A 21,582-nucleotide genomic window follows, 5' to 3' on the forward strand; every position below is an offset into this window, starting at 1 on the left:
ATACCGGACGTCCACCTCGCGGTCACGGGGACGCGTAGTTCTGGGTGACCACCGGGGCCAGGGGGAAGCGCACCGGGGTGTCCCCGAAGAGGGCGGCGCTCGCCTCGGCCTCGGCCTCGGCGACCGCGCGCACCGCCTCCCCCGCGAGGTCGGCGGGCACGTGCAGGACGACCTCGTCGTGGACGAAGAAGACGATTCCCGCGCCCTCGGGCATGTCCGGCAGGCGCCGGCGCAGAGCGGCGAGCAGCACCAGGGCCCATTCGGCGGCGGTGGCCTGGACGACGAAGTTGCGGGTGAACCGCCCGTGCGCGCGGCGGCGGCGCTCGCCGTCGGGACCGGAGACGGTGGCGGACCACGAGCCGGGGGCGGGCGAGGTGCGTCCCAGCCAGGAGCGGACGATGCCGCCGCCCTCGCCCGTGCGCGCGGCGGAGTCCACGTAGTCCAGGGCGCGCGGGTAGAGGCGGCGCATGGTGGCCAGCAGGGGCGCGGCGTCGCCCGAGGTCTGGCCGTACATGGCCGCGAGCATGCCGATCTTGGCGCGTTCGCGGTCGCCGCCCACGTGCACCGCCAGGCGTGCGTACAGGTCCTCCTCCGCGGCCGCGGCGGCGAGGGCGTCGTCCCCGGAGACCGCGGCGAGCACGCGGGGTTCGAGCTGTCCCGCGTCGGCGCGTACCAGGACCCAGCCGGGATCGGCCTGGACCGCCCGCCGGACCGACTTGGGGATCTGGAGGGCGCCTCCGCCCCGGGTGGCCCAGCGCCCGGAGACGACTCCTCCGACCACGTAGTCGGGCTGGAAGCGGCCCAGGCGCCGGCCGTGGGGCCCGGGGCGTTCGCGCACCCAGGTCTCCAGCCACGCCCAGCCGTTGGCCGAGTGCAGGCGGGCGAGCTCCTTGTAGCGCAGCAGGAGCGGGACGACGGGGTGGTCGACCCTCTCCAGGACCCAGGAGCGGGTGGACCCGACGGGGTGGCCGATCCACGCCATCGCCCTGAGGACCTGCGCGGGAGAGTCCGGGTTGACCTCGTGGCCGACGGCCTCGCCGATGCGCGCGGCGAGGTCGGCGAGTACGGGGGGCCGCCGCCCGGACGGCGGCCGGGGGCCGAGGAGTTCGGTGAGGATCTCGTCGTGGACGTCGGGACGCCAGGGCAGGCCGTCATGGCTCATCTCCGCCGCGGCGAGCCCGCCCGCCGACTCCACGGCCGCGAGCAGGCGCATGCGCCCGGGTTCGGGGAGCCGGGCGATGCGGCCCAGCTGGTCGGCGTGGACCTCGACCAGGGCGGTGAGGCGGTCGGTGCCCGGGGGCAGGGTGGAGCGGTCGGCCTCGAAGAGGGCGGGTTGTGCGGCGGTGCCCTCTCCGAGGGGACGGACGGGGTCGTCGGGAACGGGAAGCCCGTGCAGGCGGGCCCAGGCCGCGCCCAGGGAGGAGGCCTCGCCATGGCGGGAGTGGTGGCCCAGGAGCAGGGCCTCGGTCAGGGCGGTGTCGTGGCAGCGCGCGACCCTCACCCCGGCGCGGACGAGTTCGGGGTAGAGGTCCTCGCAGGCCGACCACACCCACCGGGGCGGTTCGGGGCGGGCGTGCTCGGCCTCGCCCACGGCGGCCGCGAGGTCGGCCACACGGCGGACCGGGCCGGGGGCCTCGTCCAGTTCCTGGAGCCAGCCGCCGCCCTCGCCGTCGGCGACCACCGCGATCCGCATCCTCCCAGTGTGTCCTTCACCGCCGACAGTCGGACATAACACGCGTACCGGCAGGGAGTTCCTAGTGGTCGCGGTGAGCGCCGGGGCGGACCACGTTGGCCAGCTCCTCCCCCGCGGCCCAGCGGGCGAGCTGGGCGTCCATGAAGGCCCGGGCGCGCGGGTAGAACGCGGCCGCCCCGCCCGCGACGTGCGGGGTGAGGAACACGCCGGGAGCGCTCCACAGAGGATGGTCCTCCGGCAGGGGCTCGGGGTCGGTGACGTCGAGGGCGGCCCGCACCCGGCCGTTCTCGGCCAGCAGGGCGCGCGTGTCCAGGACCGGTCCGCGGCCCACGTTCACCACAAGTGCGTCGTCGCGCAGCAGGGCGAGCTCGGGGGCGCCGAACAGGCCGCGGGTGGCCTCGGTGAGCGGGGTGACCAGGACGACGACGTCGGTTTCGGGCAGCAGGGCGTGCAGTTCGTCGATGCCGTGCACGCCCGGGCGTGCACGGCTGGCCACGCGCACGACCTCGGTCTCGAAGGGCAGCAGGCGGCTCTCGATGGCCTGGCCGATGCTGCCGTAGCCGACGATCGTCACGCGGCGGTCGGCCAGGGAGCGCAGCGGAGCCGGGTCCCACCGGTGCTCCTCCTGCGCGACCGCCCACCGGGGCAGGTCCCGCTGGGCCGCCAGGACGAGCGCCAGGGCGTGTTCGGCCGTGCTGGCGTCGTGGAGGCCGCGCCCGTTGCACAGGGTCACGTGGTCCGGGACCCGTGGGAGCACGTGCTCGTATCCGGCGGAGAGGAGCTGGACCACCTCCAGGGACGGCATCCGCGCGATCATGTCGAGCCGCTCGTCGGCGCCCTGGGTGGAGGGGGTGTAGGGCACCTGGTAGAAGGCCACCTCGTCCAGGCCGCCGACCGGGGCCGGCCCTCCGGGATAGAGGTCCACCGTCAGGGAGTCCGGGGCGTTGTCCCTGTTCTGTTCCCACTGCACCAGCGCTCGGCCGCCCATGTCCTCCGTGTCCTTCCCCTCGGTCCGTCTCGGGAGCCACCCTAGCGAGGCGCCGCGCGCCGGGGTCACCCCGCCGAGCGGGCCAGCTCGTAGCAGGCGATGGCGGCCGCGGCGGTGACGTTGAGGGAGTCCACGTCGCGGTCGGCCATGGGGATGTGCACCCGGGCGGTGGCCCGCTCCAGCCAGCGGGGGGACAGGCCGTCGCCCTCGGTGCCGAGCAGGAGTCCGACCCGGTCGCCGGGGCCGAGGGCGGCCATGGCGTCGCGCATGGGCAGGGAGCCCTCGCCGGGGGTGAGCGCCATGAGGTGGAACCCGGCCTCCCGCAGGGTGTCCAGGCCGCCGTACCAGTCGTCCATGCGGGTGTGGGGAAGGGTGAACACCGCACCCATGGACACCTTGACCGCCCGTCGGTAGAGGGGGTCGGCGCAGCGGGGCGCGAGCACGATCGCGTCCACGCCCAGTCCGGCGGCGCTGCGGAAGATGGCGCCCACGTTGGTGTGGTCCACCAGGTCCTCCAGGACGACGATGGTGCGCGCCCCGGCCAGGACGTCCTCCAGGGAGGGCAGGGCGCGGCGCTGGAAGGCGGCCAGTGCGCCGCGGTGCAGGTCGAAGCCGACGAGCCGCTGGGCGGTGTCCTCGCTGACCACGTACAGCGGTGCGTCGAAGGCGGCGACCACGTCGTCGAGCGCCTCGGCGCGGCGCTCGGTGAGCAGGAAGCTGCGGGGCTCGAACCCGGCCGCGGCGGCCCGGCGGATCACCTTGTCGCCCTCGGCCATGAACAGCCCGTGCTCGGCCTCCAGGTGGCGACGCAGGTTCACGTCGCGCAGGCGGGTGTAGTCGGCCAGGCGCGGATCCGCGGGGTCACTGACCCTGATGACGTCCATGGAGGACGATTATCCCCCGTCCGGGGAACGCGCCCGTCAGCTGATCTGGTCGGTGAGGGCGCGCAGGCGCTGCCAGCGCGCCTCCTCGCAGGAGCCCTTGCGGGTGAGGGTCGTCTCGACCTCCTGGCCCTCCCAGGTCCCCACGATGGCGGCCTCCTGGGGGCCGTACACCTCGTCGGTGCACACGGTCCCCTCACGCACCTCGGTGAACAGCTGCTCGCTGCCCGGGGCGGCGGCCTCCGTCGGGGCGGCGCCGCCCTCGGAGGAGACCCCCCCGCTCCGGACCGACGACCCGGTGTCCCCGTGGAGCTCCTCGGCCGCCCGTGCCAGCTCGGCGCAGGCGGCGGGATCCTCCTCCAGGTCCCCGGTGCACATCAGCGTCTGCACCCAGGCGCGGCCGCGGTCGCTCACCTGGATCTGCAGGTGCCCGGTCGGCCCCTCCTCCACAGCCTCCTCGGGCTCCTCGGCCACCTCCGGACCCACCTGCGTGGTCATCGCGGTGGTGGTCTGCACGTCCTGCGGCGGCAGCATCGACGGACCGACGACCACTCCGTAGGCGACCGCTCCGGCGCAGCAGACGCCTGCGAGCAGAGCAGTGCCGAGCGTGCCGCGGCTCCGGTGGTCACGATGCGATGAGGACATGCCAGAAAACCCTCGGGGGTCGGTGTCACGGTGCGTCCAGCGGGGAGCGAGAGCCGGGTGCGAACGCGGGGGCAACAGCCTAGCGGGGAGCCCCGGGTGCTCCCCGTTGTGCACGGTAACAAAAAGGTCACCTCGTTCGAACCGTCGGGAAGCGCTCCGGGGAACGGGAACCGCTCTTCCGCTCGCGCATTACCCACGAGTAAGGTCCTGGAAGGGAATCGTTCGCGCCGCATGATGTGGTCGTTCGTCCTCCACACCGTGGGACGCCGCAGAGCGCGCGGCGGTTCTCGCCCTCCCCGCCGCGTGTGCGGGACATCACCCTCGCGACCGTCCCTCACACCACCGGCTTCCGAGCGACCACCGGACGGAAGCCGGACACAGATACGCCCCCGGAGTGCCCGTGTCCAGTGGACGCCACCGACTCGCCTCACCGACCGCCTCGACCACCCGCAGACTTCTCGGGTCGCCGCTGGGGATCACCGCGATCGCCGTCGCGCTCATCACCGCCACCGCGATCGCGGTCCCGGTCGGCCTGGACGTGCTCGGCTGCGGTGAGACCCGCTATCTGCGCGTGTCGGCGACCCAGAACATGGCACCCGTGCTGCGCGAGGCCGCCACCGATTTCAACGACGGCCGCCCCGGCTACGACGGCGAGTGCGTGTACGCGCAGGTGGACGAGATCGCGCCGCACCGGATCATGACCACCCTGTCCGGCGGCCGCTCCGGGGACTCCACCATCGCACCGCACGTGTGGGTACCCGAGTCCTCGGCCTGGGTCGAGCTGACCCGCGTGTCGGAGGGCGGCATGCACGGCATCGAGACCGACCCGCCGTCCCTGGCCAGCTCACCGGTGGTCCTGGCCGCTCCGGAGGACACGGAGGGCATGCCCGCTCCCGACGACACCAGCTGGACCCTGGTCCTGCCCGGCGAGCGGAGCCCCGACCGGCCGCTGGTCATGGTCGATCCCAACCGCGGCGTCGACGGCATGACCGTCATGCACGCCGTCCGGCGCCACCTGGGCAGCGGCGACGACGCCGACACCGCCATGACCGACTTCGTACGCGACGTGCAGCGCGACAGCGCGTTCGGCGAGATCGACCTCGACACCTTCCACCCCGGATCGGCCGCCGCCGAGGAGCGTGTCGACCCGGTGATCGTCGTCCCCGAGCAGGCGGTGGTGTCCTACAACGCCGACAGGGCCTCGTCCGCGCCCCCGCTTCGGGCCCACTACCCCGTGGAGGGCACCGTCAGCCTCGACTACCCCTACGTCACCACCACCGACGTGCCCTCGCTGCAGTCGGCCGCCGCCGACCTGTACGAGGTGCTGCGCCAGGAGTCCTACCGCTCGCGCCTGCGGGAGCTCGGATTCCGCGATCCCGACGGCACCGCGTCACCGACCCTGAACGGCCGGCCCGGCCTGGTCGCCGAGGAGCCGGCCACCCACGGGGACCTGACGGGGGACGCCCTGCTGGCGTCGGTCACCGACTGGAACAGGTTGTCGATGCCCAGCCGCACCCTGGTGCTCGCCGACACCTCCGCGAACATGGCGGAGGCCCTCGACGGGGAGCGGAGCCGGATGGACGTCGCCCAGCAGGCGGCGCTCACGGGCCTGTCGCTGTTCCCCGACGAGACCGACATGGGCCTGTGGCTGATGTCGGACGAGTACGGCGGAGGCGGTCGCGACGAGGCCGCCGACCTGCACCGCCTGGGCACGGCCGACGAGAACGGGGAGGCCACCCGCCGGCAGGAACTCATGGAGGTGGCCGAGGGGATCGGGGTGCGGGGCGGCGGCTCGCGCCTGTACGACAACATCCTGGCCGCCTACGACGAGGTGGCGGACGACTACTATGAGGACAAGATCAACAGCGTCATCCTGCTCACCGCCGGGCAGGACGAGGGGTCCAGCGACATCTCCCACGGGGAGCTGGTGGCGGCGCTGCAGGACCGCTTCGACCCCGAGCGCCCGGTCAGCACGTTCATCATCGCCTTCGGTTCCCAGGCGGAGGAGTCCGAGCTGCGCCAGATCGCGGCGGCCACCAGCGGATCGCTGTTCGTGACCGAGGACCCCGGCGAGATCGGCGACATCTTCCTCAGCTCGATCTCGCGGCGGCTGTGCGTGCCCGACTGCGACGGCTAGACCGTGTTCCCGGGAGTTCCGGCCCACCCGCCCGGTGCCCGCGTACGGGCCGGTCGGGCACGGAGCCCGGCCTGGACCGGTTCGGGCCCCAGAGGGACGGATACCGCCAATCCGGCTCGAAACGGCCCCAATGGGACAGAAGTGGTCTCGATTGGATATCGGAATCGATTTTCGGTCGGACCGCTTCCGAAAAGCAGACGCATGCAGAACGGGCCGGATTTTCCGAGGTAACCGGCCCTGTGCTCAGGTTCGACACGGCGGCTCCCCGGATCCGCCGTCGCATGACCGGTTCGACCGACATCTCCTCAACCTGAACCGTTGAGTACCGTTTCCCACCAGTAACACACGTGTGGTCGGCCCGCCCACCGGATCGGTGCGTACGGTCATCCCGCACCACCCACCCCCGTACCAACACATCCCCCCTGTACGACACGTGTCCGTACACCACCCCGTGAGGAAAGCTGTGGGACGTCACCGCGGAAGATACGCAGAAGAACCCTCCAGCCGCGCCAGGCGCCGCCGCGGCCGCGGTGGCGCCTTCGCCGCCCTGGCCGCGGCGCTGGTGATCGTGCTCGGTCTGACCGTGGCGGGCGTCTACATGTTCGGTCAGGCCGACGGCTGCGGCGGATCCGACATCACACTGGACGTCGCGGTCAGCCCCGAGCTGGCCCCCGCCCTGGACGAGGTCGCCTCGGGCTTCAACACCGAGGAACACCAGGTGGACGGGCGCTGCGTGTACGCGGAGGTGCGCCAGGTCGACTCCGCCAACGTCGCCTTCGGCATCACCGGTGCCGGCGCCACCATGGGCGACACCGAGTCCGACGTGTGGATCCCGGACTCCTCGATATGGCCGCGCCTGGTGCAGAGCGAGGCGGGCGACGCCGTCATCACCGAGACCGGGACCTCCGTGGCCCGCTCGCCGCTGGTCCTGGCCGAGCTCGCCGAGCACGCCGACGACAGCGGAGGCCCCAGTGCCTGGGCGGACGTCATCCCCACCTCCGCGCCCGGCGAGGGGGGTCGCACGGTCCGCGTCGTCGACCCCGCGCGCAGTTCCACCGGCATGGGCACCCTCTACCTGTTGCAGGGGGCGCTGAAGGAGAACAGCCCCGACACCGCGACCTTCAACACGCGCATGACCGCCGCGCTGCAGGCCCTGCACCAGGGAGCCTCCCCCGACGAGGAGGCCGCCTTCCTCGCCTTCAGCGGGGGCACCGCCGAGGCCCCGCCGGCGATGGTGATGTCGGAGCAGGCCGTGTGGCGCTACAACTCCGCGCACTCGGAGGCCGGCGCCCGGGCCAGCTATGTGGAGGGCGACACCTACTACCTCGACTACCCGTACATCGTGCGCAGCGAGGAGAGCGACGTCACCCGCGCCGCCGAGGAGTTCCGCACGGCGGTGCGCGGCGACGCGGCCCAGACCCGCATCCTCGAACAGGGCTTCCGCGGCTCCGAAGGCGAGGTCGACACGTCCGTGCTCACCGAGGACGCCGGCTTCACGGAGGAGCCGCCCACCGAGCTGGCCACGCCGTCCGAGGGCGCGACCAACGATCTGATCCGTGCCTGGAACCAGCTCAAGATGGACTCCCGGGTGCTCACGATCGTGGACGTCTCCGGATCCATGCTGGCCGAGGTGCCGGGAACCGGGATGACCCGCATGCAGGTGGCCAGCGCCGCGGCCGCCGAGGGGCTGCAGATGTTCACGGACAGCTCGGAGCTGGGCCTGTGGAAGTTCTCCACCAACGTCAACGGCGACCTGCACTACCAGGAGACCGCCCCGATCCGCGAGCTGCAGGCGACCGTCGAGGGCGACACCACGCACAGGGACGTCATGGCGAACGCGCTGGGCTCGCTCGCGCCGATGCCGCAGGGTGACACGGCGCTGTACGACACCTACCTGGCCGCCTACCAGGAGATGTCGAGCACCTACCGGCCTGACCGGACCAACGTCGTCCTCATGCTCACCGACGGGGACAACGACAACCCCGACGGCCTGGAGCTGGACGGGCTGATGTCCCAGATCAACGACATAGCGGACCCGTCCCGGCCGATCCCGATCATCACGATCGCGTTCGGGCCGGACGTGCAGAACCTGGAACCGCTCCAGGAGATCGCCGCGGCCACCGGCGGCGCCGCGTACATGACGGAGGACCCCACCGAGATCGGCCAGATCTTCCTCCAGGCGTTCTCCCTGCGCATCTCGGAGAACGAGACCGAGTAGGCCTCTCCTCCGGCGACATCCGGGCCGCGGCGTGTGACGCCGCGGCCCGGACCCGTGTCAGGGGTCGGGAACAGGGGAACCGGGACCGGAACGGTTCCTCCCGCCGTGTGCGCGGTGTGAGCGATGTGCGCGCAGTGCTCTCGCGGTACGGGGCACCGGACGGAACCCGGAGTGACAAGTCCCTGTCCTTCCCCGGAGGGGCTATGGACTTCTTCCCCGGGTTGACGTACCCAGAAAGGAGCCGGGGCCTGTCCCCACGGCGGCCGCCCCTCCGGGACGCCGCGGTTCGGGGAGGGGGAGGGGAACAGGACCTGCTCGTCCGGGTCTCCCCCGCGCGCCGGACCCGGCACACGACGACCGGATGGGGGAAGGCCATGGCGGAGGCGTGGATGCCCGGCGCCGAGAGGCTCGACGGCGGAGCCGTCCGGACACCTCCCGGAATCGGCGCCCCTCGCGCCGTGTGGACGGTGACGGAGTCGGACCCCGGGGCCTGGTCCGCGCGCGAGGAGGCGCGGCGGATGGTGGACGAGGAGCGCACCGCACACCTGGTGTGGAACCCGTTGACCGGTGAGGTGGTCCAGACCCTGGCGGCGACCCGCCGCAGCCGGGTGGCACTGGGCAGCACCCACCAGTACGGACTGCACCTCGACCACGGGCACGAGGGACGGGTGTGCCTGGTGGTGGCGGCGATCGCCTCTCGGGAGGCACCCTTCACCGACGGTCCGATGCTCGGACTGGCCCCGATCCTGGCGTGGACGGACTCGTGGGGAGTGGCACGGACCTGGCACGCGGGCCCTCCGGGGAGGGAAGGGGTCAAGGCCGGGGAGGCGGCGCGTCAGTGGGCCCGGGGCGGCCACTTCGGCCACGACCAGGTACCGGGCTCCTGCGCCAAGGGGCCGGGAAGGCTGGACACCGCGCGCCTGCTGGCCACCGGTCCGCCCGTGGAGGGGGCGTCCCGCGCTCCGCGCACCCGCCCGGAACCACGACGCTCTGCGACCACGTGAGTACGGGACGGAAGGAGGGAAAAGCACCGAACGCCCCGAACAGGAGGAACCGGGTACCGCTGGTTCACCACCGGCCCACAACCCCTTAGTCTGTCGCCCATGGGTGGATCTATCGAGCCGGGTTGGTACGCGGACCCGCAGGGCGACGCGCAGACGCTCAGATGGTGGAACGGTGACGAGTGGACGCGGCACACCCGTTCCCTGAGCGAACTCCAGGGAGGTGCCGACGGCTCCGACGAGGAGGCCGCCACCACCCACCTGGGCGGTTCCGGGCCGCGGGACTCCCCCTCCGAAGAGGAGGACACCGGAACGGTACGGCTGGGCCCCTCCCCGGCTCCCGCGCCGGTCGACGACGATCCCAGCACCATGCGGATCAACCCCTCCTGGGCCCAGGGCGGGGCCGACGGTCCCGCCGCCCCCGTGGACGACGATCCCAGCACCATACGCATCAACCCCTCCCCGGCTCAGGACTCCCCCCAGCAGGACACCGCCCCGCCGTTCCCCCAGGCCTCCCAAGCCCCCATCGACGACGAGCCCAGCACCATGCGGATCAACCCGTCGTGGGCGCAGGGCTCCTCCCCCGCTCCTCAGACCTCCGCCCCCCAGGCCCCCGTCGACGACGAACCCGGCACCATGCGGGTCGGCCCCTCCGCCCCGTCCGGACGCGACGATGACGAGCTGCCCACCGCGGACCTCTCCGGCGACGAGATCCCCACGTCGGATCTGAGCGACGCCGTCGGCGGCGAGGACGTACCGCGCACGGCCGTGTTCGACCCGGGGGCCTCCGGTGACGCCCCGCGCACCGCGGTGTTCCCCCCTTCCGGGGGCGAGCCCTCCGGGACCGCCGTGTTCGACCCCGCCGACCCGGCGTTCTCGGGTGGTACGGGCGAGGAGGACGACAATAGGGGCGGCAAGTTCAACAAGTTCCTCGGCAGCCTCAAGGAGGGGTGGGCCGACCTGTCCGAGGAGCGCAAGGAGCAGCGCCGCCAGGCCGAGGAGGCCGCCGCCAAGCAGCGTGAGGAGGAGGCCCGGCGCCAGGCCGAGGAGCAGGCCAGGAATCCGTCCGGGCAGGCCGGGCAGGCCCCGGGCACCGCCGACGACGCACCGGCCGACACCCGGTCGGGCGCCTCGTGGGCCCCGCCAGGGCAGCAGCCCTCCGCTCCGGAGGCTCCCGGGCAGCAGACACCCGGCCAGTCGGCCTCCGGCGCCCAGGCACCGCCCGCCCAGCAGCATTCCGGCGCACAGCCTCCCGGTGCGCCGCCCTCCGGCCCGCAGCGTCCCGGCGCGCAGCCCTCCGGTCCGCAGTACGGCTACTCCGCCGGGGCCACGCCCCCGTCCGGTCCGCAGCCGGGCATGTTCTCACCCCAGCGGCAGGCCGGTCCGCAGCCGCCGCCGTCGGGTCCCCAGCAGGGCTATCCCCAGTACCCGCCGCCCCATCAGGGCGGTTTCCCGCCTCCCGGGTACCCGCCCCCGCCGCAGGGAGGCCACCCGAACACACCGCCGCGCCCGCCGCAGGGTCCGCCGCCGGGTCCCCCCGGGCATCCTCCGCATGCGATGGGCCGCCCCGGTCCGCCCCCCGGGTTCCCGCCGGCGCCCGGCCCGATGGCCGGTGGTCCGCACGGTCCCGGAGGGCAGCCGCCGATGGGCGGTTACCCCGGGGGCCCCCAGGGGCCCCAGTGGGGACAGCCGGGTCCGGGGCAGCCTCCGGGCGGGTATCCCTACCAGCAGCGGCCCCCGCAGCAGCCCAGGAGGAAGAAGAAGCGCGGCTGTGGCTGCGGATGCTTCTTCTTCCTCCTGATCGTGCTCGTCGTCGCGGCTCTGGCCTATCTCCAGTTCTGGGACGTGTGGGACTGGATGTACGAGCTCATCGGCGTGGGCGCACCGCCCGGCGTCTCGGACAACTGGGTCTGGGACTGACCCGGGTCTCCCAGGGGCGGTCGGACAGCGTTGCGGCCGCCCCTTCGCCATCCCCGGCGCTGCTCACGAGCCCCTAAGCTGACCGGTATGACTGACAGTTTGGTGTGGATCGACTGCGAGATGACGGGCCTGGACTTCGAGAGCGACGCGCTGATCGAGGTGGCCTGTCTGATCACCGACGGGGAGCTCAACATCCTCGACGAGGGTGTGGACGTCGTGATCAGACCCCCGCAGGACGCACTGGACCGCATGGGCGACTTCGTGCGCAACATGCACACCACCTCCGGACTGCTGGAGGAGTTGGACAAGGGTGTGAGCCTGCAGGAGGCCGAGGACCTGGTCCTGGAGCACATCCACCAGTACGTGACCGAGCCGCGCAAGGCCCCGCTGTGCGGCAACTCGATCTCCACCGACCGCACGTTCCTGGCACGTGACATGAAGCGCATCGACGAGTTCCTGCACTACCGGATGGTGGACGTGTCCTCCATCAAGGAGCTGCTGCGCCGTTGGTACCCGCGTGTGTACTACGCGAGCCCGGAGAAGAACGGCGGCCACCGGGCGCTGGCCGACATCACAGAGAGCATCCGTGAGCTGCGGTACTACCGCGCCGCGGCCTTCGTCCCCCCGCCCGGCCCGAGCTCGTCCGCGGCCCGCGCCATCGCCGCCGACGTGGTCGCCGAGGACCCCGGAACGAAGGGCTCCGAGGAGGACTCGGAGAACCGCACCGCCGAAAACTGATCGAAGCACTCCCCCGAGTCCGCTAAGCTTGAGACGTACGCAGGGCCGCGAGGCCAGGCGCACGTGGTGGGTGTAGCTCAGCCGGTAGAGCACTTGGTTGTGGTCCAAGAAGTCGCGGGTTCAAGTCCCGTCACTCACCCCAGAGGCAAAAGCCCCTGACCAGCGCAAACGCGCAACGGTCAGGGGCTTTTGCGTTGTCGGGGGTGCACCAGCGGGTGCACGGGGGCGAAAATGTACCCGCCGAGTGTGCACCGCCCATCCCGTCACTCATCCCGGGGCGGGGTGCACCCGGGTGCACGATGCAGAGTGATTCGCTGCGGCCTAATACGGCGTTCTCACGCTACGTTCGACAGCTCTTCGGAGGAATCTTGACCTGCAAGCTGCTGAAGCTTCGCTCGCTTGCGCACCTCGATCCTCCCGTACCTGGTCTGGACGATCCCCCGGCTTCGCCAGCCACGTAGGATCCTCTCGACCGTCTCTCGCGAGACTCCAATCCATGAAGCCAGTTGCCCCTGTGTAACCAGAAGCTCTTCCCGGTCCGTGATTCGACCATCACGAGGCCACAGCGCAAGGAGCGCCTGAGCCAGCCGCCGAGGGGCGCCTTGGCCGCCCTCTGCCCGGACTTTCTCCGCAGCAGCAAGCCTGCAGTGTAGGTCAGCCGCTATCGCTCGCCACAGACTTGGTTGATACTCAATGCACTGGTTGAAGTGAAGGGCGGGTATCCGTAGGACCTTGACTGGGGTTATCGCGCAAGCGGACTCGCGATAACACGGTGCCTGAGCAGGGGGATAAGGACTCCTCGACGCCCAACTGAGTACTTCTCGATCGCCGAGCAGGTCTCCGCTATGGCGCACCCCTACCAAACCATCATGGGGCAGTCGCTCAGTCAGCGTGACCGTGCCACTGATGATGATCAGCAAGTTCGTTGCATGGGTTCCAGCGCGGTAGAGAAGGAGTCCGGAGCCGACCTTCTGATACGCCCCCAGACTCTGGAACCCATGCCATTGCCCCTCGGAGAGCCGGGAAGCAAATGACTCTTCCGGCCACGACGGGAAGAGCGGAGCCTGTTCCGTCATCAGCCGCGTCCACGCAGAGAGCGGACTAGTGCTGCGATACCACCCATGACAGCCGCCAGCGCGGTGAGGGAGGTAGCAACAACAGTTGGGTCCACGCTTGCAAGTGTCACTGAGACCACACCCACCAAGGCAAGCGCGGCCAAGGCCACGAGGGGCCTAACCCAGGGAGCACTCCGTTCATGCGCGGAGGCTGGAGGTGTGATTTCACGATCACCGATGGCCATGGAGATCTCCTTCGCCGAGCCTACGGAAACCAACACGACCAACCCGTGCAACTTCGGTGGTAGGACGAAGTTGCATGATCCAGGTCAGTCGCGAAGGCGTCGCGGTCCTGTGTGGAAGTACGTTACCGATCCTCCACGCATGGCCTGACAGCTCAGGAGGTAGTCCACGCACTGAAGAGGCCGCCCCAGGTCACAAACGGGGCGGCCTCTTCAGTGAGATGGGACTCCGGGCTACCACCCCCGAAGTACTGTCTACCTGCGGTGATTCACTAGGCTCGGCGAAGAGACCACGAGATCACCCGCATATCCCACCCTACGGGTATGTGACCTTGGCCCGTACGCTCTTTCCGACTAATGCCGGATTCTGGCGCAACCAGGACTGTCACTACACACGCACCCCGGGCCGCGAAACCTAACATATCGACCATGACAGCGTCGGACGCGCAACTACAGCGGAAGGTTCTTCGAGAACCTTCGCCGATTCCCTTCGCTTCGGCCCCCGTCCAAGCGATGGTCCACGCATGGCAACCATCAACCAGCGCAAACTAGCCGACGGGCGCATCCGCTACTGGGTGAAATGGCGACTCGGCGGCACCCGCACCGGCGCGCCCCAGTCCGAACCCTTCGACACCCACGCCGACGCCCACACCTTCCGTCTTCACGTCGAAGCCGCCGGACACCAGTGGCCCGAGAACTGGATCCGCCGCCAAGGCTGGGCCCCGGGATGGGTCCCCGGCCACGGATGGGTCAAGACCGACGCGGACGACGAACCCGAAGCCGAGCCGGTGCTGTTCGCCGACTACGCCCGCGACCTCGTCGACTCCATGACCGGCATCGCCGAACGCACCCGCGCCGACTACCACCGCGACCTGGACATCCACCTGATCCCCCGCTTCGGGAAGGTGAACCTGCGCGATCCCGCCCAGCTCACACCCAAGGACGTACGCACCTGGATCAACCACCTGCGCACCGGCGTCCCCGACCCCACCGCCCCACACAGGACCAGCACGCCCGGCCGGGGGCGCAAGAAGGAACCGGGATGGCTGCGCAAACCCCTCTCCCCCAAGTCCATCCACAACCTGCACGGACTGCTGTTCACCGTCTGCGAGGCCGCCGTGCGCGAGGACCCGCCGCTACGGCCCTCCAACCCGGCCTCGCGCACCCGTCTGCCCCGCGTCGACGACGGCGAAGGAGACCACGACATGTGCTTCCTCACCCGCGAGGAGTTCACCCTGCTGCGCGACTCCATGGCCGAGGACGTACGCGACATGGTGGAGGTGTTCGTGCGCACCGGAATGCGCTACAGCGAACTCACCGCCCTCCAGGTCCGCGACATCACCCTCACGTCCGCCATCGGACCCGATGGGCAGCCGCTCACCCTGGGGCACCTGGACGTGCGGCGGGCGTGGAAGCGCTGCCCCGACAACACCTTCCGGCTCGGTGCGCCCAAGACCCGCAGCTCGCGCAGGCGCATCCCGCTCTCACCGCGCACCATCGATCTTCTCCGCCCCCGGTTGGAGGGCAAGGGACCGGAGGAGTTCGTGTTCACCACCGACCGGGGGTCCTGGTGACGGCACTCCTCCTTCTACGGGCGCAGGTGGGCGCCCGGGGTCAAGGAGACCCAGCGGCGAGGGCTCGGCAAGAAGCCGCGCATCCACGACCTGCGCCATTCGGCACGATGGAGGCCGAACTCGGCGCCGCGCGGGACCGGTACCAGCGGGCCGCCACCGATTCAGTGGGGCTGAGGAAGTCCCTTGGCGAGAGTCGGCAGCGGATCCGCGACCTGGAGAGGGACCTGGCCACAGCCGAAAGGGGCAAGGCGGCGCTGGAGTCGGTGGCCGACCGGCGGAAGGAACTCATCGACGAACACAAGGCCGTCATCGAGAAGCTGCGCACCGAACAGGCGGGGCTGGAGAGGCGGCAGCCCGAGGAGGCTAGCCCTCAGGTGGATGCGTGCTCGCCAGGCGAGCAGGCCCCAACAGCGATGATCTTGCCCGTAGCGGCGGTGCCGGCGGCCGAGCACGCCTGTACGGGCAAGATCATCTGTGAAAGTCCACGGGGACCACCCCCGTCAGGCCGTCCACCGCACAGGCCCGGTCGTAGTCGTCCGGGGTGTCCGGGTCCCCGAAGATCATCCCCTCGTCCGTGCAGCCGCCCCATGCGGCCAGCGCGGAGGAGGGAACCAGCAGCAGTGGGCCTCCGAACGAACTCACCCAGGTGGGAGGAACACCGGACGCGTCGGCTTCGGTGGAGGAGAAAGCGCTCATGCCGCCAGTGTTCCCGCGGCCACAGACAATGTCCTGCCGCGACATCGGACCGGCTCTGTCACCAGGGCTTCTTCACCGGTTCTGCCCGAGCGTGGCCGGATGTGGCCCCTACCCGGCTTCGGGACGAACATCCAGGTGAAGCAGCGATCCTCTTCGGAAATCAGTCGTATGTCCAGGTAAGGGAGGTTTGTCGTGTCTGTCTGGTCACTGTTAGCTTCCTTGCCAACCGGTCGCCTCACGTGATCGAACATGCGGTCTCTCCCCGCCGGGGACCCCGTAGAACAGCGGCAGGTGTGCTACCGCCACGACGCCGCGTACGGTGGACCCGCCGGTGCAGTTTCACCGGCGGGCCTGCCATATCCGCCCCTGACAGGACCACCAGGTGCCGAACCGTATTCTCTCCTTCGCCTATACGGCATGTGTCGCATTCGCGGCGCTCATCGCCTTCCTCCTCGCCGTCACTGCCGAGCAGACCATGTATGTCCTTGAGGACTCGGAGATGGTGTGGATCACCGAGAACGAGGGCACGCACGACACCGGCGATATCGCGCGCACCGTGCAGGAGATCGCCGACGACCACGGTGCCGCCATCGGCTACACCATCCTCGACGTCAACGAACCCTCCTCTCGGGCCCACCTGTACCTGGCGGTCTCCGATCCCGAATCCCACTACGCGGACTGGTTGGAGGAGGGGTATCCGTCCTTCAGCCGCAGCTTCACCGTAGAAACCCACCCCATCGACGAGTTCGGCGACGTGGGGCCCAACGGCCACTACCTCGTCTTCGGCACCCCGGAGGCCCAGCCCGCCCTGCGCGAGGCCCTCGCCGAGCACGGACTGCACGAGGCCCCCGGGACACAAATCACGCAGCTGTGGCACTTCTTCACCGGCGGCCAGCTCTTCAACCTCCTGGCCGTCGCCCTGCTCGGCACCGTCACCGCTGTCGGCGCCGGGGTCCTGCTCTCCTCCCGCGACTACGCCGTCATGCGCCTGCAGGGCCACTCCTACGCGAGCATCCTGCGCAAGGACCTGCTCAAGATCGCCCGTCTGTGCGCGATCACGCTGCCCACGGTGACCGCCGCCGTACTGGCCTTCCTCGGCTTCTACAACGGATGGAACCAACTCGGCTTCTACGCGCCCCTCGCACTGGCCTTCCTGGCCATGCTCATTGTGCCCTGCCTGGCCGTACACGCCGCCGTCCTGGGCCTGGTGCACGCCACCGGCATCCTGCCCGCCCTCAGGGGCCGCCTGCCCGTGCGCAGCACCACCGTCGCGATCTACCTGGTGCGCGTCCCCGTGCTGGTGCTGACCCTGGTCATCGTCGGCTCCGTCGTCACCGCGGCGCAGAACGCCCGCGACCAGCGCATCGGGTTGGAGGTGTACGAACAGTACGACGACACCTCCCGGCCCGCTCTGAGCGCCAATTACGGCTGGTCGGACGAGCAGGCCGTGGACGATGAACTCGGCCCCTGGCTGCGCGAGGTCGATGCCGACGGTGACATGGTGCTGGCGGTGCACATGGACCCGTTCTCACTCGTGCCCGGCGGTCAGGCCGGACCGACGGCACCCGGTACGGACCGTCCCGTCCTCCTGGTCAACGACACCTACCTGTCCGAACAGGAGATCTTCTCACCGTCCGGAGAGCGCTACGGGCCGGAGGAGACCATTCGTATTGTCACTCCCGAATCCGCCTCCGTCGACACCGACCAACTGGTGAAGGGCATGTCCGACAACTGGCTGGAGCTGAACGGCCTACCGAACCGCACTTTTGACATCGAGGTGCTGCCGGCCGCCGACGACCAGACCGTGTTCACGTACGGGGCACAGCGCTTCAACGGGCCGATGTTCCTGCCCCTGCTGCACGAACCGGTCATCATCGCCCTCCCCAACGGCGAGGTGATGTCCGATAGCAGCTACATCACCCACATGTCGGGACGGGAGACCGTCTTCCCCGATCCGGCGGTGGTCGAGGAGTTCCGGGCGGAGAGTCCCGAGGCGTCCCGCTACATCTCCATGGTCGAGATGCTCACCACCAGTGCCCACAAGGAGCACGGCGACACCCTGGCCGCACTACGCAGTGAGTCGTTCAACCTCCTCGGCGCGAGCACGGTGCTGCTGCTGACCGCCACGGCCGCGTGCATCATCCACGTGCGCACCCGCGCACAGGCCATCTTCGCCCGGCACATCAGCGGATGGACCTTCGTCGCCACGCACCGGCGGCTGCTGGCCGTCGAATCGGTCATCGCAGCGGCGTTCGTGGGATGGGCCACGTGGAACACCGTCACCACGCTGAACGCCGCGCGCAGTCCGGCCGCACCTCCTTCGGCGACGGCCACGACCGGAGCGGAGCCGTTCTACGCCGTGGGCATCGCGCTGGCCTCCCTCGCGATCACCCTCGGCGCGCTCTCCGTCTTCCACCGCCGCATCGTCCGTGAAGGCTCCTCGCAGGCCTGACCCACCCAAGGAACACCATGATCACCCTGAAGAACCTCGCCAAGTCCTTCGGTCAGCGCACCCTGTGGGAGGGGCTCGACCTGACCGTCCGCTCCGGGGAGGTGCTCGCCCTGGTCGGCCCCTCCGGCTCGGGCAAGACCACCCTGCTCAACTGCATGGGCCTCCTGGAGGACCCGAGCGGCGGCGACATCGTCCATGACGGCAGGAGGCTCAACCGCCTCGGTCCCGGGGGACGGCGCCGCTTCCGCCGCGACCACCTGGGATACCTGTTCCAGAACTACGCACTGATGGAGAACGCCACGGTCAGGGCGAACCTGGACGTGGCCCGACGCGACCGCGGGCTCCAGGCCGAGGCGCTGGAGCGCGTCGGCCTGGCCGGGCGCGAGAAGGAGAAGGTGCACTACCTGTCCGGCGGCGAGCAGCAGCGCGTCGCCCTGGCCCGCCTGATGGTCAAGAAGCCCTCCCTGGTGCTGGCCGACGAGCCGACCGGCGCCCTGGACGGGGACAACGGGCGCATGGTCATCGACACCCTGCGGGAGATGGCCCGCGAGGGGTGCGCGGTGGTGGTCGCCACCCACAACGACAACGTGCGCGAGGCCTGCGACGCGGTGTTCGACGTCCAGGACCAGCGCCTCACCGCCTCCGTGTAGGAGCCGCGAGCAGGCCGGGGAGGTACGTGAGGAGGCCGTCCCAACGGGAGACCACCATGTGCGCGCATCGAGTGCGGGTTCAGCGTCCTGAAGGTGGACGGGCACGGCCCGCGACTCCCCCCACGGGCCGTGGGACAAGGCGCGCGGAGCGGCCCGGGTTCCGTGTGTCCGGGGACGCCCCGCGCCGGGTTCAGAACTCCAGCACCAGGCGCCCGCGCACTCCGCCCGCCTCCAGCAGGCGGTGGGCCTCGGCGGCCTGCCCGGCGGGCAGGGCCCGCGCCACACGCGGCGTCAGCACCCCCTCCTCCACCTGTCGGCGCAGCCGGTCGAGCTTGTCTCGTTCGCGCAGGTAGTCCACGACCATGACGGGGTGGAAGGAGAGGCCGCGCTCGCGCGCCTGCTCGGTCCCGGTGTAGCCGCGTACGGTCGCGACGCCTCCGCCGTCGCGTACGGCGTCCAGGACCAGCTCGTTCTGCACCGCGCCGTCGACGAGGGCGTCGGCCCCGCCGGGAACCATCTCGCGGACGCGCTGGGCGACGTCGTCCCCGCGAGCCACCACGGCATCGGCCCCCAGTTCCTTGACCAGCGCCTCGTCCTTGGGTGCGGCGTCGGCCACGACCCGCAGCCCCTCGACCTTGGCCAGTTGGATCACGTACCCGCCGAGCACCCCGGCCGCGCCGGTGACGGCGAGGGTCCGCCCCGCCTCCAGGTCCAGCACGTCCAGCGCGCGCCGCGCCGTCAGGCCGTTCATGGGCAGGGTGGACGCGGCGGTGAACGGGACGCCGTCCGGGGTGCGGACCACCGAGTCCGCGGGCAGCACCAGGCTCTCGCTGTAGGCGCCGTGCGCGCCCTTCGGCGCGACGATCGCCATCACGGCGTCGCCGACGGCCAGGTCCGCGGACACCTCGGGGCCGACCTCGTCGAGTACCCCGGCGGCGTCCATCCCCGGCACGTAGGGCGGCGGGAACTCGCGCTGTGCGCCGGCGCGCCCGCCGCTGCGGACCAGGGTGTCGGTCGGGTTGACCGCTGCCGCGCGCACCCGGATCCGCACCTCGCCGGGCCCCGCGTGGCGCTCGGAAACGTCGAAGCTCCGCAGGGCCTCGGGGCCTCCGGACTCGTCTACTCCGATAACTCGCATGCCCGCGGCAACACGTGCCCGCGCGGCGGCTATTCCTGGCCCTGTGCCGGGGCGCCGGGCCAGCCCCGACAGGAACCGCCCTCCCCTGACGAGCACGGCCCGGAGTACGGAGTTGCGGCTCGCGGAGGAGCGGCGCAACCAGGCCGCCACCCTGGCCGAGCTGCTGGGGCTGGACATCGACAAGGCGGTCGAGCGCGAGCGCAGCTTCCGCGACCAGCTGGTGGAGGGCCGGTCGTCCGAGACGGCGAGGGCCGTGCTGGACTTCCTCGACGGCTGGACCGTCCGGGGCGGCGCCCTGTGGTGGGGGGACGGGACCGAGACCAGCTGCTTCATGCGGACCTGGGACCAGGCGACGTCCTGGCACAAGAGGTGGGCGCTGACCCTCTACCCCCGGACGGGCACCGCCGAGGTGGTCCTCCAGCACCTGCGCGCCCGTCCGCCGTTCGACACGATGGACATGCGCCGCGAACTGCTCGACCGGCTCAACGCCGTCCCCGGGACCGACCTGCCCGAGGACGCGCTCGACCGCCGGCCGAACTTCCGGATGGAGGTGCTGGCCGGTACGGGCGGACAACAGGTCCTGGAGGTACTGGTGTGGTTCCGCGGGCGCTGCCAGGAGTGGCTGGCCGCACAGGGCTGAGATCGAGGGGTGTCCGACTGCGATGATCTTGCCCGTAGCGGCGGTGTCGGCGGCCGAGCACGCCGGTACGGGCAAGATCATCTGTGAAAGTCCATGGCCGAGAAGCCCTCCCCGGTGCTGGCCGACGAGCCGGCCGGCGCGCTGGACGGGGACAACGGGCGCACGGTCACCGACACCCTGCGGGAGCCTGCGCCAGATGGCCCGCGAGGGGCGCGCGGTGGTGGTCGCCACCCACAACGACAACGTGCGCGAAGCCTGGCCTACACCGCGGAACCGGGGATGTGACGATGATCCGGTTCCTCCACGGCCAGCCGCTGGCCCTGGGAGCGGCGGCCGCACCCGCCGCCGCCCTGGTCCTCACCGCGCTCGGTCTGAGCAGCGCGGTGGGCGTCCTTGCGGTCGGCGCCCTCGGCATCGTCACCGCCGTGACCGCGCGGGACATGGTCAGGAACCCCACGGCCGGGCACTGGGGCCTGGACGTCCTGGCCGTCGTCGCCGTGATCGCCCCCGTGCTGGTCGGCGAGTACATCACCGGCCCCATCATCGCGCTGACGCTCACCGGCGGGGGAGCGCTTGAGGCCCTGGCCGCCCAGCGCGCCAGCCGCGAACTGGACACCCTGCTCAACCGCGCTCCGGCGTTCGCCCACCGGATCGGCCCCGCCACCTCCGAGGTGGAGCACCTGCCGTTCGACGAGCTCCCCACCCGTCTGGCCGACGGGAGCTGAAGCACAGCCGGGCGGCCGCGGGCCCGGCACCGCTGCCCGTGCACCGAGGGGATTACTTTCAGACGTCCCCAACTCATGTATCGGTCAGAGAAAAATTATATCCGGAAAACATCGGCATCCGGCCGCCCCAAGCCAAGCGGGTGAGAGCCGCCGGCACGGCTGAGTCTTTAGTACGCCACCGGTTTCTGT

The 21,582-nt window shown here is 70.9% G+C and carries 17 protein-coding genes, 1 tRNA gene and 1 pseudogene; 12 read left to right on the forward strand and 7 right to left on the reverse strand.

Annotated elements, in window-relative coordinates; translation table 11 throughout:
- Window positions 1-22: 22 nt before the first annotated feature.
- From FYX01_RS16395 to FYX01_RS16410, 4 genes are all read right to left on the reverse strand, one after another.
- A complete protein-coding gene (locus FYX01_RS16395; protein WP_150242282.1) occupies window positions 23-1,693 on the reverse strand; it encodes a bifunctional 3'-5' exonuclease/DNA polymerase in 1,671 nt (556 codons plus the stop codon).
- A gap of 61 nt (window positions 1,694-1,754) precedes the next feature.
- Window positions 1,755-2,681 carry a 2-hydroxyacid dehydrogenase gene (locus FYX01_RS16400; protein ID WP_150242284.1) on the reverse strand — a complete coding sequence of 309 codons (927 nt, stop codon included), beginning with the start codon at window positions 2,679-2,681 and terminating at the stop codon, window positions 1,755-1,757.
- Window positions 2,682-2,746: 65 nt separating this feature from the next.
- Entirely contained in the window at window positions 2,747-3,565 is an 819-nt protein-coding gene (locus FYX01_RS16405) for a TrmH family RNA methyltransferase (RefSeq protein WP_150242286.1), read from the reverse strand.
- Between the two features lie 36 nt (window positions 3,566-3,601).
- Complete coding sequence (locus FYX01_RS16410; RefSeq protein ID WP_150242288.1) at window positions 3,602-4,207, reverse strand: hypothetical protein; 606 nt, start codon at window positions 4,205-4,207, stop codon at window positions 3,602-3,604.
- 400 nt (window positions 4,208-4,607) lie between these two features.
- Between FYX01_RS16410 and FYX01_RS16415 the strand changes: the two genes are divergently transcribed.
- The 6 genes from FYX01_RS16415 to FYX01_RS16440 all read left to right on the forward strand — a co-directional run bounded on the left by FYX01_RS16415 (window position 4,608) and on the right by FYX01_RS16440 (window position 12,363).
- The gene (locus tag FYX01_RS16415) at window positions 4,608-6,344 is read left to right on the forward strand and encodes a substrate-binding domain-containing protein (protein ID WP_150242290.1); all 1,737 of its coding nucleotides are present in this window, start codon (window positions 4,608-4,610) and stop codon (window positions 6,342-6,344) included.
- A gap of 463 nt (window positions 6,345-6,807) precedes the next feature.
- Window positions 6,808-8,562: a substrate-binding domain-containing protein gene (locus FYX01_RS16420; protein ID WP_150242292.1), complete on the forward strand. Its 1,755-nt coding sequence runs from the start codon at window positions 6,808-6,810 to the stop codon at window positions 8,560-8,562.
- 374 nt (window positions 8,563-8,936) lie between these two features.
- A complete protein-coding gene (locus tag FYX01_RS16425; protein ID WP_150242294.1) occupies window positions 8,937-9,566 on the forward strand; it encodes a hypothetical protein in 630 nt (209 codons plus the stop codon).
- A gap of 99 nt (window positions 9,567-9,665) precedes the next feature.
- On the forward strand, window positions 9,666-11,483 hold the full coding sequence (locus tag FYX01_RS26700; protein WP_223830496.1) for a hypothetical protein: 1,818 nt from the start codon (window positions 9,666-9,668) through the stop codon (window positions 11,481-11,483).
- A gap of 87 nt (window positions 11,484-11,570) precedes the next feature.
- Window positions 11,571-12,221: an oligoribonuclease gene (orn, locus tag FYX01_RS16435; protein WP_150242296.1), complete on the forward strand. Its 651-nt coding sequence runs from the start codon at window positions 11,571-11,573 to the stop codon at window positions 12,219-12,221.
- Between the two features lie 66 nt (window positions 12,222-12,287).
- Window positions 12,288-12,363 (forward strand) — tRNA-His (locus FYX01_RS16440).
- Window positions 12,364-12,556: 193 nt separating this feature from the next.
- Here FYX01_RS16440 and FYX01_RS27265 read toward each other — a convergent pair.
- Window positions 12,557-13,297: a Crp/Fnr family transcriptional regulator gene (locus FYX01_RS27265; RefSeq protein WP_150242298.1), complete on the reverse strand. Its 741-nt coding sequence runs from the start codon at window positions 13,295-13,297 to the stop codon at window positions 12,557-12,559.
- Between the two features lie 745 nt (window positions 13,298-14,042).
- Here FYX01_RS27265 and FYX01_RS16450 point away from each other — a divergent pair.
- Window positions 14,043-15,092: a tyrosine-type recombinase/integrase gene (locus FYX01_RS16450; RefSeq protein ID WP_223830497.1), complete on the forward strand. Its 1,050-nt coding sequence runs from the start codon at window positions 14,043-14,045 to the stop codon at window positions 15,090-15,092.
- 468 nt (window positions 15,093-15,560) lie between these two features.
- Here the strand turns inward: FYX01_RS16450 and FYX01_RS16455 are convergent, their stop codons facing one another.
- Complete coding sequence (locus tag FYX01_RS16455; RefSeq protein ID WP_150242300.1) at window positions 15,561-15,788, reverse strand: Imm21 family immunity protein; 228 nt, start codon at window positions 15,786-15,788, stop codon at window positions 15,561-15,563.
- A 382-nt stretch (window positions 15,789-16,170) separates the two neighbouring features.
- Here FYX01_RS16455 and FYX01_RS16460 point away from each other — a divergent pair, with 382 nt between their 5' ends.
- Together FYX01_RS16460 and FYX01_RS16465 are read left to right on the forward strand one after the other, a co-directional pair.
- The gene (locus tag FYX01_RS16460; protein ID WP_150242302.1) at window positions 16,171-18,240 is read left to right on the forward strand and encodes a bacteriocin-associated integral membrane family protein; all 2,070 of its coding nucleotides are present in this window, start codon (window positions 16,171-16,173) and stop codon (window positions 18,238-18,240) included.
- A gap of 17 nt (window positions 18,241-18,257) precedes the next feature.
- A complete protein-coding gene (locus tag FYX01_RS16465; RefSeq protein ID WP_150242304.1) occupies window positions 18,258-18,890 on the forward strand; it encodes an ATP-binding cassette domain-containing protein in 633 nt (210 codons plus the stop codon).
- A gap of 190 nt (window positions 18,891-19,080) precedes the next feature.
- Here the strand turns inward: FYX01_RS16465 and FYX01_RS16470 are convergent, their stop codons facing one another.
- A complete protein-coding gene (locus FYX01_RS16470; RefSeq protein ID WP_150242306.1) occupies window positions 19,081-20,028 on the reverse strand; it encodes an NADP-dependent oxidoreductase in 948 nt (315 codons plus the stop codon).
- Window positions 20,029-20,140: 112 nt separating this feature from the next.
- Between FYX01_RS16470 and FYX01_RS16475 the strand changes: the two genes are divergently transcribed.
- From FYX01_RS16475 to FYX01_RS26210, 3 genes and pseudogenes are all read left to right on the forward strand, one after another.
- Window positions 20,141-20,668 carry a hypothetical protein gene (locus tag FYX01_RS16475; RefSeq protein ID WP_190394355.1) on the forward strand — a complete coding sequence of 176 codons (528 nt, stop codon included), beginning with the start codon at window positions 20,141-20,143 and terminating at the stop codon, window positions 20,666-20,668.
- Between the two features lie 105 nt (window positions 20,669-20,773).
- Window positions 20,774-20,924 (forward strand): annotated as a pseudogene (locus FYX01_RS27270) (lipoprotein ABC transporter ATP-binding protein); the annotation flags it as partial.
- A 31-nt stretch (window positions 20,925-20,955) separates the two neighbouring features.
- Window positions 20,956-21,393: a hypothetical protein gene (locus FYX01_RS26210; protein WP_190394356.1), complete on the forward strand. Its 438-nt coding sequence runs from the start codon at window positions 20,956-20,958 to the stop codon at window positions 21,391-21,393.
- The last annotated feature ends 189 nt before the right edge of the window (window positions 21,394-21,582 follow it).

The organism is Nocardiopsis quinghaiensis (genome assembly GCF_008638365.1).
GTDB lineage: Bacteria > Actinomycetota > Actinomycetes > Streptosporangiales > Streptosporangiaceae > Nocardiopsis > Nocardiopsis quinghaiensis.

Coding starts and splice junctions, on each gene's coding strand:
- orn (WP_150242296.1), top strand. CDS start 11,571: ATGACTGACAGTTTGGTGTGGATCGACTGCGAGATGACGGGCCTGGAC.
- FYX01_RS16470 (WP_150242306.1), bottom strand. CDS start 20,028: ATGCGAGTTATCGGAGTAGACGAGTCCGGAGGCCCCGAGGCCCTGCGG.
- FYX01_RS27265 (WP_150242298.1), bottom strand. CDS start 13,297: ATGACGGAACAGGCTCCGCTCTTCCCGTCGTGGCCGGAAGAGTCATTT.
- FYX01_RS16455 (WP_150242300.1), bottom strand. CDS start 15,788: ATGAGCGCTTTCTCCTCCACCGAAGCCGACGCGTCCGGTGTTCCTCCC.
- FYX01_RS16450 (WP_223830497.1), top strand. CDS start 14,043: ATGGCAACCATCAACCAGCGCAAACTAGCCGACGGGCGCATCCGCTAC.
- FYX01_RS16410 (WP_150242288.1), bottom strand. CDS start 4,207: ATGTCCTCATCGCATCGTGACCACCGGAGCCGCGGCACGCTCGGCACT.
- FYX01_RS16465 (WP_150242304.1), top strand. CDS start 18,258: ATGATCACCCTGAAGAACCTCGCCAAGTCCTTCGGTCAGCGCACCCTG.
- FYX01_RS26210 (WP_190394356.1), top strand. CDS start 20,956: ATGATCCGGTTCCTCCACGGCCAGCCGCTGGCCCTGGGAGCGGCGGCC.
- FYX01_RS16400 (WP_150242284.1), bottom strand. CDS start 2,681: ATGGGCGGCCGAGCGCTGGTGCAGTGGGAACAGAACAGGGACAACGCC.
- FYX01_RS16425 (WP_150242294.1), top strand. CDS start 8,937: ATGGCGGAGGCGTGGATGCCCGGCGCCGAGAGGCTCGACGGCGGAGCC.
- FYX01_RS26700 (WP_223830496.1), top strand. CDS start 9,666: ATGGGTGGATCTATCGAGCCGGGTTGGTACGCGGACCCGCAGGGCGAC.
- FYX01_RS16405 (WP_150242286.1), bottom strand. CDS start 3,565: ATGGACGTCATCAGGGTCAGTGACCCCGCGGATCCGCGCCTGGCCGAC.
- FYX01_RS16395 (WP_150242282.1), bottom strand. CDS start 1,693: ATGCGGATCGCGGTGGTCGCCGACGGCGAGGGCGGCGGCTGGCTCCAG.